This is a genomic window from Streptomyces sp. NPDC031121 (assembly GCF_055570615.1).
Genome location: NZ_JBVIGV010000004.1, coordinates 305,816 through 319,198 on the forward strand (window position 1 = coordinate 305,816; position 13,383 = coordinate 319,198).

Annotated in this window: 13 protein-coding genes; 8 read left to right on the plus strand and 5 right to left on the minus strand. The window is 72.0% G+C overall.

Annotated elements, in window-relative coordinates:
• Positions 1 to 97 precede the first annotated feature (97 nt).
• Complete coding sequence (locus ACZ462_RS09360) at positions 98 to 1,711, plus strand: serine/threonine-protein kinase (protein ID WP_467804604.1); 1,614 nt, start codon at positions 98 to 100, stop codon at positions 1,709 to 1,711.
• Positions 1,712 to 1,826: 115 nt separating this feature from the next.
• Here ACZ462_RS09360 and ACZ462_RS09365 read toward each other — a convergent pair whose 3' ends face one another.
• Positions 1,827 to 2,009, minus strand: coding sequence for a hypothetical protein (locus tag ACZ462_RS09365; RefSeq protein WP_467804502.1), 183 nt, complete (start codon positions 2,007 to 2,009; stop codon positions 1,827 to 1,829).
• Positions 2,010 to 2,095: 86 nt separating this feature from the next.
• Between ACZ462_RS09365 and ACZ462_RS09370 the strand changes: the two genes are divergently transcribed.
• Positions 2,096 to 2,503 carry an LmrA/YxaF family transcription factor gene (locus tag ACZ462_RS09370; RefSeq protein ID WP_467804503.1) on the plus strand — a complete coding sequence of 136 codons (408 nt, stop codon included), beginning with the start codon at positions 2,096 to 2,098 and terminating at the stop codon, positions 2,501 to 2,503.
• A 218-nt stretch (positions 2,504 to 2,721) separates the two neighbouring features.
• Here the strand turns inward: ACZ462_RS09370 and ACZ462_RS09375 are convergent, their stop codons facing one another.
• The gene (locus tag ACZ462_RS09375) at positions 2,722 to 3,264 is read right to left on the minus strand and encodes an ABATE domain-containing protein (protein ID WP_467804504.1); all 543 of its coding nucleotides are present in this window, start codon (positions 3,262 to 3,264) and stop codon (positions 2,722 to 2,724) included.
• Positions 3,265 to 3,369: 105 nt separating this feature from the next.
• Between ACZ462_RS09375 and ACZ462_RS09380 the strand changes: the two genes are divergently transcribed.
• A complete protein-coding gene (locus ACZ462_RS09380) occupies positions 3,370 to 3,669 on the plus strand; it encodes a hypothetical protein (RefSeq protein WP_467804505.1) in 300 nt (99 codons plus the stop codon).
• 340 nt (positions 3,670 to 4,009) lie between these two features.
• Here ACZ462_RS09380 and ACZ462_RS09385 read toward each other — a convergent pair whose 3' ends face one another.
• Positions 4,010 to 5,116: a DUF5937 family protein gene (locus ACZ462_RS09385; protein ID WP_467804506.1), complete on the minus strand. Its 1,107-nt coding sequence runs from the start codon at positions 5,114 to 5,116 to the stop codon at positions 4,010 to 4,012.
• A gap of 94 nt (positions 5,117 to 5,210) precedes the next feature.
• Here ACZ462_RS09385 and ACZ462_RS09390 point away from each other — a divergent pair, with 94 nt between their 5' ends.
• The 3 genes from ACZ462_RS09390 (at position 5,211) to ACZ462_RS09400 (ending at position 7,814) form a co-directional block, all read left to right on the plus strand.
• Positions 5,211 to 6,494: an MFS transporter gene (locus tag ACZ462_RS09390; protein ID WP_467804508.1), complete on the plus strand. Its 1,284-nt coding sequence runs from the start codon at positions 5,211 to 5,213 to the stop codon at positions 6,492 to 6,494.
• Between the two features lie 157 nt (positions 6,495 to 6,651).
• Positions 6,652 to 7,131: a MerR family transcriptional regulator gene (locus ACZ462_RS09395; protein WP_467804509.1), complete on the plus strand. Its 480-nt coding sequence runs from the start codon at positions 6,652 to 6,654 to the stop codon at positions 7,129 to 7,131.
• A complete protein-coding gene (locus ACZ462_RS09400; protein WP_467804510.1) occupies positions 7,128 to 7,814 on the plus strand; it encodes a hypothetical protein in 687 nt (228 codons plus the stop codon). Before ACZ462_RS09395 ends, ACZ462_RS09400 begins: the two co-directional genes overlap by 4 nt.
• Before the next feature lie 479 nt (positions 7,815 to 8,293).
• On the opposite strand, the gene ACZ462_RS09405 is transcribed toward ACZ462_RS09400, so the two are convergent.
• Together ACZ462_RS09405 and ACZ462_RS09410 are read right to left on the minus strand one after the other, a co-directional pair.
• On the minus strand, positions 8,294 to 9,625 hold the full coding sequence (locus tag ACZ462_RS09405; protein WP_467804512.1) for a class I SAM-dependent RNA methyltransferase: 1,332 nt from the start codon (positions 9,623 to 9,625) through the stop codon (positions 8,294 to 8,296).
• Positions 9,626 to 9,759: 134 nt separating this feature from the next.
• On the minus strand, positions 9,760 to 11,811 hold the full coding sequence (locus ACZ462_RS09410) for an APC family permease (RefSeq protein ID WP_467804513.1): 2,052 nt from the start codon (positions 11,809 to 11,811) through the stop codon (positions 9,760 to 9,762).
• A 199-nt stretch (positions 11,812 to 12,010) separates the two neighbouring features.
• On the opposite strand from ACZ462_RS09410, the gene ACZ462_RS09415 reads away from it, so the two are divergent.
• Both ACZ462_RS09415 and ACZ462_RS09420 read left to right on the plus strand, forming a co-directional pair.
• Positions 12,011 to 12,679: a potassium channel family protein gene (locus ACZ462_RS09415; protein ID WP_189811177.1), complete on the plus strand. Its 669-nt coding sequence runs from the start codon at positions 12,011 to 12,013 to the stop codon at positions 12,677 to 12,679.
• Positions 12,676 to 13,341, plus strand: coding sequence for a potassium channel family protein (locus ACZ462_RS09420; protein ID WP_467804514.1), 666 nt, complete (start codon positions 12,676 to 12,678; stop codon positions 13,339 to 13,341). The genes ACZ462_RS09415 and ACZ462_RS09420 overlap by 4 nt, the downstream gene beginning before the upstream one ends.
• The last annotated feature ends 42 nt before the right edge of the window (positions 13,342 to 13,383 follow it).

A 13,383-nucleotide genomic window follows, 5' to 3' on the forward strand; every position in this document is an offset into this window, starting at 1 on the left:
CCGAGGCGATTCGGTCGGGGACGGTACGCAGGGCGAGCTGCCGAGCGCGCTGCGGCCTCTGGGCCCCGGCGACCCGCGGGAGGTCTCGGGATACCGTCTGCTCGCCCGGATAGGCGAGGGCGGCATGGGATCGGTCTTCCTGACCCGCACGCGCGGCAGGCAGCCCGTCGCGCTGAAGATGATCCGCCGCGAGTACGCGGAGGAACCGGAGTTCCGTCGGCGGTTCGCACAGGAGATCCACGCGGCACGGCACGTACGCGGTTACCACCTGGTGCCCGTGCTGGATCACGACGCGGACGGTCCGCAGCCGTGGCTGGCCACCGCGTACGTACCGGGGCTTGCGCTGGACGAAGGTTTGGCCACGTTCGGGCCTCTGCCCGTGCAGACGGTCCTCCGCCTGGTGGCCGGGGTCGCACGGGGGCTGGAGGCCGTCCACGCCGCCGGTGTCGTCCACCGGGACCTCAAACCCGGCAACGTCATGCTGGCTGCGGACGGACCGTGGGTCATCGATTTCGGCATCGCGCGCGCCGCCGATTCCACGCGCCTCACGCGCAGCGGCGGTTTGGTCGGCACACCGCAGTTCATGTCGCCCGAGCAGGGCACGGGCGGGCACATCACCCCGGCGAGCGACGTGTTCTCCCTGGGCCTGATCGCCGCGGTGGCCGCCACCGGGCTGCACCCGTACGGCCCGGGCGGCCCACTGGCCATCGCCACCCAGATCGCCAACACCGCCGAACGCCCGCCGGACCTCTCCGCACATCCTGACCTGCTGCGGCCGATTCTGGAGCGCACGCTCGCCGCGGACCCCGCAGCCCGGCCGGCATCCGGCGAACTGCGGTCCTGGTGCGAGCGGCTCACGGACGGCGACCCGGCCGGCCGGCTCCCGGAACCCTGGGCTGCCGCGGTGGCGCACCGGGAGCGTGAGCTCGGCAGATGGTCCGCCGACGCGCCGGCCGACGGATACGTCCCCACTCACCTGGATGTCGGACCGCCCCCTCGCCGGGGCGGCCCGGGGCCGTCGCTCCCGAGCACCGCACCCGCCCAGGCCGCACCCCACCCGGCCTTGCCCCCTGCCGCCGTCCGGCAACCCGGCAGGAAGCGGGCGGCCGCGGCGGCCGCGGCGGCAGCCGCCCTGACGGCAGCCGCCGGAACGGCCTGGATACTGACCGGCCAGGCCGACGGCGGGGCCGCCGCCGGCTCAGGCCCCGCCCGGAGCAGCTCTCCGGCGCCCGGCTCCGGGGCGACGGCCGGCGGCGGCGCACCGGACGCGCCCGCTTCGGCCCCCTACAAGCTCCTCTTCAAGGACCGGCCCCTGCAGATCGGGCCACCGGCCATGGGCTCGGTGATCAGTGTCGACCTGGACACCCCGGAGGTTTCTCCGCGCGGCCGGATCGGCGACCCGTCGGCGGAGATCACGTACCTGGTGAACGTCATGACGCTCCGGACCCCGATGGCGAAGTCCCCGGGGTCGTCACCGGAGGCCTGTCGGCAGGCGGTGACGAGCTCCCCTCTCCCGACCGCCATCCCGAGCACCGAACTCACCAAGGACGGCACGGTGAACAAGGGCGACCGGCTGTGCACCGCCACCTCGGGAGGCAAGCTGGCGATGCTGCGCATCACGGGTGTCACACCGTCGGGAGTGGCCTTCCAACCCCCCGCCTTCACCGGCGAAGTCACCCTGTGGACGATTCCGGCCGACCGCCGGCCATAGCCCTGGCGCCGGAGCCATGGCCGACGGCTCCCGGTGTCGCGCCCGGCGCGGTAACCCACCTCGGCGCGCGCGGTGGTTCCGATCCACCCCGGGTCGCCGGAAGGCTGCCGGCCGGTCAGGCCTGCACCTCCGCCGCGGCGGCCGCCCGGGCGATGGCTTCGCCCAGGCGTTCCCCGGTGTAGGTGTGGCCGCCCATGCCCCAGCCTCCGTCGGGGGCGTTGACGATGTTGATCCGGATGTCGTCGCGATGGTGGCCGGGTGTCATGAGCTTGTATGCGATGTCGGTGGCCTTCTCCACGAAGGCCGCCCGCGCTTCGACGGACGCCAGTCCGATGTCGGGCAGCTTGCGCCATCTACCACCACTTCCCCGGCGGCAAGAACCAGTTGGCCTCCGAGGCCGCCGCCCAGCACGGCCGCGAGGTGCGCGACCGGCTCGCGGAGCTGGATGCGGCGGACCCCAGGGCGGTCGCCACGGCTTTCGTGGAGTTCGCCCGACCGGTCGCCCAGGCTGCCGCACAGGGTGCCGGGTGCGCCGTCGCCGCCGTGACCGTCCCCGCGGACGAGGAGAACGGCGAACTGTGCCGCTCCGCCGCCGCGACCTTCGCGTCCTGGACGGAACAGCTCGAACGGAACCTGCGGCAGGCGGGACTCGCGCCGTCCGATGCGGAGGAGAAGGCCGCCTTGCTGGTCGCCCTCCTCGAAGGCGCGCAGGTGCTGTGCCGGGCGAGCGGCAGTACGGAAGACTTCGAACGAGCCGCCCGGGCAGCACTGACACTCTTCACGGAATCCTGACGCGCGACGCACGCACCCGACCGTCCGGGAAACCGGACGGCAGCAGCGCCGGCGGCGGCGTGGGACCAGGAGTGGGAGTCACGTATTCAACGCCAAATCCGTGACAGATTCGACGGGGAGGTCTCCCGCGCCCGGCCGAACGACAAGCCCTGCGATCATCGGCGAACCCTTCGACGAGACACCGAGCCGGACACGCCCCCTCGGAGCGCCGGGCGGGCTCAGCCCACGCCACCCGCCCGGCGGGCGGCACGCGCCCTGTTGCCGCACCCGATCGAACACCACGCCTGATCCCGCCTGCGCGCGAGGAAGAACATCCCGCAGCTGGGGGCCGGGCACCGCCGCAATCGCGCCTGCTCCGGCCCTGCAGCCAGCACGAGCGCCTGCCTGGCGACCGCCGCCGCGACCGGACCGCCGGCCTCCTGCTCCGCGAGGCGGCCCGCGTCGTCGACCCGGAACGTCACGGGGGCCCGTGCGGCCAGCGCGTTGAGTCGCGCCCTCGCCGGCCCCGGGAGCGGCGCCTGCCGCGCCGCCGCGTCCAGCGCGGCCCGGACCGGCTCGCGCAGTTCCACGAGGTCCTCCAGGGAAAGGTCGGCGAGTTCCCGGTCGAGCCCCTTCTCCCGCCAGGACGCCAGCAGCTCCGGGTCGGCCAGCAGGTCGACGTCCCCGCCCCCGCGACCGGCTCCGACGACGACGGTGTTGGCCAGGTCGAGGACCGGCCGCTCGCCGATCCACGGCATCTCACGCAGGTTCTTGAGGGACATGTCGCCAACCTACCGGACCCACGGATTCCTTGCACCGAATCCGTGATAGCCTCCACTCACGGTTTCCGATTTCCAAATCCGTGAGTCGATAAGGGAAGGGTCCCCATGAGCACGACCATCGAATACGTCCGCTTCGCCTGCGCCGACCCCGAGCAGCTCACCGCCCACCGCGCCAGGCTGATCGCCCTTCTGCACGAGCGGTACGGGTCCGACTTCCTCGGCGCGCACCTCGCCCGCTACGAGGACGGCTCCCTGCTCGACCTCATCCTCTGGGCCTCTCCGGAAGCCGCCGCCCGCGCCGCGGAGGAGATGCCCGGGGACCCGGCCGCCGGGGAGTTCTTCCGCCTGATCGGCGAGGTCCACGAGATGCGGCACGCCGAAGTGCTGCACAGCACCCAGCAGTAGCCGAACCGGCGCCTGCGGCCTGCGGCCGCGTGGGGCGGGCACACCGCAGGCGCCGTAACCGGACAAGAACGGAGAGCCGTGCCCCCGGCCGACGAACTGATCAACCCTCGCACCTCGAACTCGCCGGCCTGCGTCACGGCAGCGGCGGGCGCCCCCACCGGCCACCGCCCGGGGGTGTCTTCGCCTGTCGGCTGAGGGCATCCGTTCGGGCTTCGGCCACCATGGCCGAGGTGGCGTAACCGGAAGGGAGGTGGCGCAGCCGGAAGAAAAGTCCACGACAACAGGGCGTCCCCGCAACTCCCCACCCGGGTGCCCGCCCCTGCACATCATGTCTGCCCGTTCAGCGCAGCACGGCAGCAAGCAGGTCCGACCCGAGACGTTCGTTGGCGGCCAGGTCGAGTTCGTACAGGACGTACCGCCCCCGCCGTCGGGTGGTCAGGAGGCCGGCCTTCCGGAGCACGGTCAGGTGCCGTGAAACCTCGGGTGGGGTCAACTGCCAGCTGTCGGCCAGCTCAGCGGTGGTGTGGGCTCCACGGGCCAGCGTCCGGGCCAGCCGGAGCCGGACCGGATGGGCAAGGGCCTCCAGCCGGGTTTGGACGACGTCCAGCGGAACGGGCGGAACGCCGTCCGCGGCCGCGGCCGCGGGGTACTGGACGACCGGCCGCCGTCCCCGCGCCCGCGCCCGCACCACCACGAGATGGGGCCGTCCGAACCCGGTCGGGATGAAGGTGACCCCACCGGCTTCGGTGCCGCTCGCCGTGTTGTCCTGCAGCTTGTCGACGACGATCCGCCGGCGTCCGGCCTCCGCCGTGTCCAGGGCGACGGCCGGGGAGACCGTCCTGAGGGCCTCCGCGAGACCACGTCGCGCCAGAACCTCGGTCTTGTGGCGGGCATCGCCGGCCAGGCCGGGTAGTGCCTGATGCCACATGTCGGCGAAGAACGCCTGGTCGCAGTCGGTCAACAAGGCGCGTATACGTGCCCGTTCGGCGGTGGGATCGGTCAGCAGACGGTCCGCGAGGGCGGCCTGACGCGGGCCGCGGGCGGCCGCAAGCTCCCTGGCCCGCTCACCGGCCCGCCGATCGGTCAGGGGCGAGGACCGCCGCAAGGAAAGCCGGGAAGAGCCGCATGCGGTGACGAGCGCCGCCGCGACGTACTCCTCGTCGTCCCATCGGTCCACCGCGTCGAGCTCCTCCGCGAGGCTGCTGCGCGGAGTGTCCGGAAGCAGGAAGTCGGCACGCGACGAGCGCCACAGGAAGTCCGCTTCCTCCAAGCGGTCGGCCAGGCCAGGCGGCAGCATCGTGACGGTGGCGAAGGCCCGTTCCCGTCCTTCCGGATGGTGGGCCGGCTCCGCGAGCAGATGAAGCAACGCCGTCAACTCCGCGAGCGGCGACGGCGCGAACACGATCCGGTCCGGAGTCAGCCCGGTGATGTCGACGGTCAGAGCCATGGGCCGATCCTCGCATCCGCTACGGAAGCACGCGGATTGACCTACGTCGTCAATCCACGTGCCCGGCCGTCGGACCGTGCCGAAGGTGAGCGGCATGCCACAGCCGGAGAACGACACACGACAGCGCCGGGCAGCCCTCCCGCCAGGCGACACGGGCAGCAGCGCCGCCCAGCTGATGAAAGTACCCGGGGGCGGTCGCTACGCCCTCGCCCTGGCCGTCGACGCCGTGGGCGCGGGACTGCTCCGGCCCTTCCTGCTCCTCTACGGGATCGGCGTGATCGGCCTGCCGCCCACCAGCGCCGGGCTGGCGCTGTCCCTGGGCATGCTGGCCGGCCTGGTCGCCGTCCCGCTGACGGGACGGTGGGTAGACCGCGGAGCGCGGAGCCTGGCGGTCGCGGCGACCCTCGCCGTGCGCGCGGCGGGCATCGGCGTCCTGCTCCAGGCCGACGGCCCGGTCGGCTTCGCGACGGGAGCCGTGCTCCTCGGCCTCGGCGTGCAGAGCTGGCCGACCGCCCACGCGGCCGTCGTGACAGCACTGACCACCGGGCGGAGCAGGGACACAGCCCTGGCGGCAGCGCGATCGCTCCGCAACGCAGGGCTCGGCGCAGGCGCCCTCTTCGCCACACTGGCGGTGTCCGGCGGAAACACGGGACTTCGGGTGCTCGCCGCGGCCACCGCTGCAGCGTGCCTGGTCGCGGCCCTCCTCGTCTGGTCGATGCGGCTCACGACAAACGGCGCCATGCGGGACAAGCCGCGCCCGGACGCTCCGTCCGGCCCGGGCAGCACCAGCGGCGGCCACGACGGCCGAACGGTACCGGTACGCGCGCTGCGCACCCTCGGCGTCGCCAACCTGCCGTACGCCTTCTGCTTCGACGTCCTGGAAGTGGCGCTGCCGGCCCTGCTGGTGACGCACCTCGACGTCGGCCCCGCCTGGTCGTCCTTCATCTTCGTCGGCAACACCCTGCTGGTGATCACCACTCAGGTGGCCGTGGTGAGGTGGCTCGGACACCGGTCGCGCCGATCGGGCCTGGTCCTGGCGGGAGTGGTCCTGACCGGCTCCTACCTCGGGTTCTGGATCGCGTCGGCGATGGGCGGAGGAGCGGGCGCCGTCGTGGTGGCGGGCGTCTCCGTCGTGTTCACCCTCGGCGAGATCCTCTACTCCGGATCCGGCACCGCCCTCGTCGTCGCCGCCGCACCGCCGGACCGACTGGGGCGGACGCTCGCCCGCTGGGACCTGTCGACCGGCATCAGCCGGGCCGTGGCCCCCGCCGCCCTGACCGCCGCTCTCACCGTCGGCCCCGGCCTGCTGTGGGGCGGCCTGGCCCTCGCCACACTCTGCGCCGCTGCACTCGTACGCCGCGAAGCTCCCGCTCTCTGAGCCTCGGCGCCCGCCCACAGCGGCACGCGCGGGCCCGCATGCCTCGTGAAGAGGGCCGCGCGGGTGACCGCCATGGATATCCGCAGGAGGTGGTGAGACGTGGTTCACATGACGGGCCCTTGAACCCGGAGCCGACTCCAGGTTCTAGCCTCGCCGCATGTCCCCAACCGTGCACGTCGAATCTCCACCACTGACCAGTGGAAACCTGGCCCGATCCGCCGGCCTCTCGGTCGACACCCTCCGCTACTACGAACGCAGAGGGCTGCTGCCCCCGCCCGATCGGACCGGAGGCGACCATCGCCGCTACCCCGCCGACACCCTCGAACGGCTCACCTTCATCCGGGTGGGCCGGCGACTGGGGCTCCGCCTCGAGGAGATCAAGGAGCTCCTCGACGCCTGCGACCAGGATGACGACTGCCCCGTCGGCACCGCCGAACGTGTGCTGCGCCGACGCATCGCAGAGGCCGAGGCGCAGATCGAGGAGATGACCGCCCTGCGGGACCGACTGCTTCTCGCCGTCACCCGGATCGAGACGCACGGCGACGACATCACCACACTCCTCGACGAGCCCCACTCGGTATCCACCGGCCACGCACGTACCACCGGCTCCCCGACCGAAGGACCACAACACCGATGACCACGACCGACGCCGACTCGTACGACCGTTCCCACGACCGCGCCGGACTGATAGGCGCCTCGATCACGCTCGGCTGCGCCATCGCCTTCCAGACGTTGACCCTCACGCACCCGGGCGTCCACCTCCAGCCCACCGACCTGCCGCTGCCGACGGCCGACTTCATCCGGCCGATCACGGCCGAACCCAGCGCCGTGCTGCTGTGGATGGCGTTCGACTCCCTCTTCGTCATCGCCTACGTCGCCATGTTCACCGGCGCCGTCCGGCTCACCCGCTCGCGCCTTCTGGGAACGATCAGCCTCGGCGCGATCCTCACCGCCGCAGCCCTCGACGCCACCGAGAACGCACTGCTCGCCCACTACGCGGCCCAGGCCGCCCTCGGCGCGCCGGTCGCCGACCCGCCCATGACGGCGCTCTACGTGATCGCGGCCCTGAAGTCCGCCGCGGCAATGACAGCCGTCGGCTTCCTCGGTCTGGCACTGCCCCCGCACACCCGGATGTACCGCGCCATGGGCGCTGTGGCGGGAGCGTTCGTCCTCGTCAACGCGGCCGGGGTGGCAGCCCCCGCGCTCGGACCGGTGGAGGCGCTGCCGATCGTGCTCCTCACCGTCCTGCTGATCGTCACGTTCCGCAGACGGCTGCGCGAAACCCGCACGACCGGCACCGCCCGTGCGGCCACCGCCTGAGCGAGAGGTCACCCCACGGCCGGTTCGCCAGGCCCGCGGTACAGCGGCTGATCACCGCTGACCACCCCGCCCACGACGCCGCCCGAGCCATGTGGAACGGCTGTCGACCGCCGCCCCGGTTGATCGCCCGGTGCAGCGGAAGCGCCGATGGGGCCGCGGCCGTACGCTTCGCCCGCGTCTCGGGCACTGAGCCGTACGACCCCTGACACAACACGCACCGGACACCCCCGACCAGTGCCACGGAACGTCACTGCCTGGAAGCGGATCGGGCAGTGGCGGCAACAGCTCGGCAGCCAACGCCCCAGCCACTTCAGGGTGCCTCCGACCACCCGGCTGAACGACTTCACCCGGCGGTCACCGATCACGCATGACGACCCATCAGACATCACGCCGTCCGTGCGTCAAACGAGCGTCACGTGCGTCAGATATCCCACCTGACGCCGGTAACGCCCATGATGCACACTCGGAGAAACGCCAGGTCAGTGGCCCTTTTCGGCAGGCTCAAGGATCGCGACGCACTCGACATGGTGGGTCATCGGGAAGAGGTCGAAGACGCGGAGGGTGCGGGGTTTGTAGCCGGCTTCCGCGAAGTACGACAGGTCGCGGGCCAGGGCTGCCGGGTCGCAGGCCACGTACGCGATGCGGCGGGCCGACAGGGAGGCGACGTGGCGGACCGTCTGCTTGCCCGCGCCCGCGCGGGGCGGGTCGAGGACGACGAGGTCGCACTCGGTGATGCCGGTGCGCGGGAGGACCGTTTCGACCTTGCCCTGTTCGATGCGGACGCGGGGGAAGTCCGCCAGGTTGTGCCGGGCGTCCTCCACCGCGCGCTTGCCCGACTCGATGCCGAGGACCGCGCCGGTCTCGCCCAGGCGTTCGGCGAGCGCCCCGGCGAAGATGCCGACGCCGCAGTACAGGTCGAGGGCCATTTCGCCCTTGCGCGGCATCAGGCCCTGCATGACGGCGCGGATCAGGGTGTCGGCGGCCTGCGGGTGGACCTGCCAGAAGCCGCCCATGCCGACGCGGTAGGTGCGGCCGTCGGCGCGCTCGCGGACGAAGGGGCGGCCGTGGACGCGGTGCGTCGCGCCGTCCTTCTCCTCCACGCGCAGGACCGAGACCGGCTTGTCCAGCTCGACCAGGGGCAGGCGGCCGCCGGGGCGGGGGGTGAGGACGACCTGGCGGTCGTTGGAGCCGGTCGCGGCGATCGCCTCGACCGTCGCCATCTGCGGCCACTCGCGCTTCTCGATGCCGAGCTCCGAGACGCCCGGTGCGGCGATCATGCAGTGGTCGACGGGCTCGATGTCGTGCGAGCGGTGCTTGCGCAGGCCGGCGCGGCCGTCGGCGTCGACGGCGTACTGGACGCGGGTGCGCCACTGCGGGACCTGGCCCGCGGGGACCTTGTCGCCCTCGGCGGGGGCGACGGTGCCGTCCCAGCCGGCCTCCTCGGGCGTGAGACCGGCCAGCCGGCGCAGCTGCTCGGCGACGACCTCGCCCTTGAGGCGGCGCTGCGCGCCCGGCTTGGCGTGCTGCCAGTCGCAGCCGCCGCACCGGCCGGGGCCGGCGTACGGGCAGGGGGCCTCGACGCGGTCCTTGGAGGCCGTCAGGACGGTGACCGCGTCGGCGCGCAGGAAGCGGGAGCCGGTGTCGCCCTCGGTGACCTTGGCGATCACCTTCTCGCCGGGCAGGGTGTGGCGGACGAAGAGGACGCGGCCGTCGCCGGTCCGGGCGATGCAGTGGCCGCCGTGCGCGACGGGGCCGACCTCGACCTCGTACTCCTCCCCGACCAGTGACTGCTTCTCGTTCTGCTCGGTCATGGCCGGGGGTGCTCCAAGGTCGTGGAAGGGGGCGGGAAGGGCTGCGTGCCCGGTCGCGCGTACGGCCGGACGGCCGACCCACCAGTCTACGTGGATCCTGTCCGGCCGTACGCCACCGCCTTCCCGCCGCCCCTCTACTTCTCCGTGCGGTCGTCCGCCTTGCGCGGCGTGTCCACGAGGCCGCGGCGCACGGAGCCCGGGGCGTTCCACTCGGCCCGCTTGCGCGCCCGCCGCTTCGCCAGCTCGGACGACTCGAGCTGGTAGGGGACCGAGGTGACCATGACGCCCGGCGTGAACAGCAGCCGGCCCTTCAGCCGCAGCGCGCTCTGGTTGTGCAGCAGGTGCTCGTACCAGCGGCCGACGACGTACTCGGGGATGTACACGCTGACCGCGTCGCGCGGGTTCTCGGTGCGCAGGCTCTTGACGTACTCGATGACGGGGCGGGTGATCTCGCGGTAAGGGGAGTCGAGGATCTTCAGCGGGACGTTGATGCCGCGCCGCTCCCACTCGTCCCGCAGGGCCTTGGTCTCGGCCGGGTCGACGCTGATGCTGAGGGCTTCGAGGGTGTCGGAGCGGGTCAGCTTGGCGAAGGCGAGGGCGCGCAGGGTCGGCTTGTGGACCTTGGAGACGAGGACGATGGAGTGGACCCGGGACGGGCGCACGCTGTCGTCGCTGGGGCCCTCGGCGGCGGCGATCTCCTGGGAGACCCGGTCGTAGTGCTTCCGGATCGCGGTCATCGTGCCGTAGAAGATCACCATGCCGAGCAGGGCGACCCAGGCGCCGTGGGTGAACTTCGTCGCGAGGACGACGACGAGCACGAGCCCGGTGAAGGTGGCGCCGAAGGCGTTGATGGCCCGGGAGCGGAACATCCGGCGGCGGGCGGCGGGGTCGCGCTCGGACGCCAGGTGGCGGTTCCAGTGCCGGACCATGCCGATCTGGCTGAGGGTGAAGGAGACGAACACGCCGACGATGTACAGCTGGATCAGCTTGGTGGAGTCGGCGTCGTACATCCACACCAGCAGCATGGCCGCGCCGGCGAGCAGCACGATGCCGTTGGAGAAGGCGAGGCGGTCGCCGCGGGTGTGGAGCTGGCGCGGCAGGTAGCGGTCCTGGGCCAGGATCGAGCCGAGCAGCGGGAAGCCGTTGTAGGCGGTGTTGGCGGCGAGGAACAGCACGAGGGCCGTGGCCGCGGCCAGGAGCATGAAGAGGATGCTGCCGTGGCCGAAGACGGCCTCGGCGACCTGGGAGATGACCGGGTCCTGGACGTAGCCCTCGCCGACCGGGACGCCGCCGCGGAGCAGGTCCTGGGCGGGCTGCTCGGCCATCCGCACGTCCGTGGCCAGGGCGAGGCCGATGATCCCGCAGAACATGGTGACGGCCAGGGCGCCCATCAGCAGCAGCGTGCTGGCGGCGTTCCGGCTCTTCGGCTTGCGGAAGGCGGGGACACCGTTGCTGATCGCCTCGACGCCGGTGAGGGCGGCGCAGCCGGAGGAGAAGGCCCGCAGCAGCAGGAAGACCAGGGCGAACCCGGCGATGCCCTGGTGCTCGGGCCGGATCTCCAGGTCGGCGGTGGGGGCCTGCATGGTGTCGCCAAGGACGATTCCCCGCCAGAGGCCCCAAGTGATCATAAGGAAGACGCCGGCGACGAAAACGTACGTGGGAATCGCGAAGAGCTTGCCCGACTCCTTGACGCCGCGCAGGTTCATCACCGTCAGCAGCAGAATCATGACCATCGCGCTGAACACTTTGTGTTCGACCACGAAATGCCATGCGGAGCCGAGGTTTTCGACTCCGGAGGAGATCGAGACGGCCACGGTGAGTACGTAGTCGACGAGCAGGGCGCTCGCGACGGTGAGTCCGGCCTTCGGGCCCAGGTTGGTGTTGGCGACCTCGTAGTCGCCGCCGCCGCTGGGGTAGGCGTGCACGTTCTGCCGGTAGGAGGCCACCACGGTGAACATGAGCACGACGACCGCGGCGGCGATCCACGGGCTGTACTGGTAGGCCGACACACCCGCGATGGACAGGACCAGCAGCACCTCTCCGGGGGCGTACGCCACGGAGGAGAGGGGGTCGGAGGCGAAGACGGGTAGGGCGATCCGCTTCGGGAGCAGTGTTTCCCCGAGGCGGTCGCTGCGCAGCGCCCGGCCGATCAGGATCCGTTTGGGCACGTCGGTCAGTTTGGACACGCACAGGATCGTAAGCGTTCGAAATCGGCCTGACGAACCCCCCGCCCCGCATTGCGCGGCAATGCGCCCCCGCAGCCCTCCGACAGGCCGCGGAGGCGACCATCCGTGTGTAGCTTGGGCGGTGGTCTGAGACCCTGTTAAGCCAGAGATGCATATGAGGCTGGGAACCAGCGAGCGCTGAACAGCCGGAAGGACGGCCGTGCACATCGTCATTATGGGCTGCGGAAGGGTGGGCTCCGCCCTCGCGCAGACCTTGGAGCAGCAGGGGCATACGGTCGCGGTCATCGACCAGGACCCCACCGCATTCCGCCGGCTGGGAGCCGGGTTCGGCGGTCGCCGCGTCACCGGCGTCGGCTTCGACCAGGACACGCTGCGCGAGGCCGGGATCGAGGACGCGGGGGCGTTCGCGGCGGTCAGCAGTGGTGACAATTCCAACATCATCGCCGCCCGGGTGGCGCGCGAGATGTTCGGCGTCGAGAACGTCGCGGCCCGCATCTACGACCCCAAGCGCGCCGAGGTGTACCAGCGCCTGGGCATCCCGACCGTGGCGACCGTGCGGTGGACCGCCGACCAGATGCTGCGCCGGCTGCTGCCGTCGGGCGCCGAGCCGCTGTGGCGCGACCCGAGCGGCGCGGTGCAGCTCGCCGAGGTGCACACCTCCCCCGTCTGGATCGGGCAGAAGATCAGCCGGCTCCAGGACGAGACGGGCGTGCGCGTCGCGTTCCTCACGCGCCTGGGCGAGGCGGTCCTGCCGACCTCGCAGACGGTGCTCCAGGAGGGCGACCTCGTCCACGTGATGATGCGCACGGACGAGATCGACAAGGTCGAGGCGGCGTTCGCCGAGGGCCCCGAGGAGGCACACGCATGAGGGTCGCGATCGCCGGAGCCGGCGCGGTGGGCCGTTCCATCGCGGGCGAGCTGCTGGAGAACGGGCACGAGGTGCTCCTGGTCGACAAGGCGCCGACCGCGATTTCGGTGGAGCGGGTCCCGCAGGCCGAGTGGCTGCTGGCCGACGCCTGCGAGATCACCTCGCTGGACGAGGCGGCGCTGCAGCGCTGCAACGTGGTCATCGCCGCGACGGGCGACGACAAGGTGAACCTGGTCGTCTCGCTGCTGGCCAAGACCGAGTACGGGGTCCCGCGCGTGGTGGCGCGCGTGAACAACCCGAAGAACGAGTGGCTCTTCAACGAGGCCTGGGGCGTCGACGTCGCGGTGTCCACGCCGCGCCTGATGTCCGCGCTGGTCGAGGAGGCCGTCAGCGTCGGCGACCTGGTGCGGCTGCTGCGCTTCAGCCACGGCGACGCGAACCTGGTCGAGCTGACGCTGCCCGCCGAGTCCGCGGTGGCAGGGAGGCAGTTCGGCGAGATCGCCTGGCCCGAGGACACCTCGCTCGTGACGATCATCCGCGGCAACCGGGTGCTCACCCCGCACGCCGAGGAGACGCTGGAGGCGGGCGACGAGCTGCTGTTCGTCGCCGCGCCGGCGCGCGAGGAGCAGCTGGAGGACCTGCTGCAGGCCCCGCGCTCCTGACGCCGGGGACGCGGAGGGGCGGGGCGGCCGGCTCCCGGCTGC

What these genes read in the sequence shown, in the direction of transcription:
- ACZ462_RS09390 (WP_467804508.1), top strand. Translation starts at nt 5,211, where the DNA reads ATGCCACAGCCGGAGAACGACACACGACAGCGCCGGGCAGCCCTCCCG.
- ACZ462_RS09380 (WP_467804505.1), top strand. Translation starts at nt 3,370, where the DNA reads ATGAGCACGACCATCGAATACGTCCGCTTCGCCTGCGCCGACCCCGAG.
- ACZ462_RS09395 (WP_467804509.1), top strand. Translation starts at nt 6,652, where the DNA reads ATGTCCCCAACCGTGCACGTCGAATCTCCACCACTGACCAGTGGAAAC.
- ACZ462_RS09385 (WP_467804506.1), bottom strand. Translation starts at nt 5,116, where the DNA reads ATGGCTCTGACCGTCGACATCACCGGGCTGACTCCGGACCGGATCGTG.
- ACZ462_RS09420 (WP_467804514.1), top strand. Translation starts at nt 12,676, where the DNA reads ATGAGGGTCGCGATCGCCGGAGCCGGCGCGGTGGGCCGTTCCATCGCG.
- ACZ462_RS09405 (WP_467804512.1), bottom strand. Translation starts at nt 9,625, where the DNA reads ATGACCGAGCAGAACGAGAAGCAGTCACTGGTCGGGGAGGAGTACGAG.
- ACZ462_RS09400 (WP_467804510.1), top strand. Translation starts at nt 7,128, where the DNA reads ATGACCACGACCGACGCCGACTCGTACGACCGTTCCCACGACCGCGCC.
- ACZ462_RS09375 (WP_467804504.1), bottom strand. Translation starts at nt 3,264, where the DNA reads ATGTCCCTCAAGAACCTGCGTGAGATGCCGTGGATCGGCGAGCGGCCG.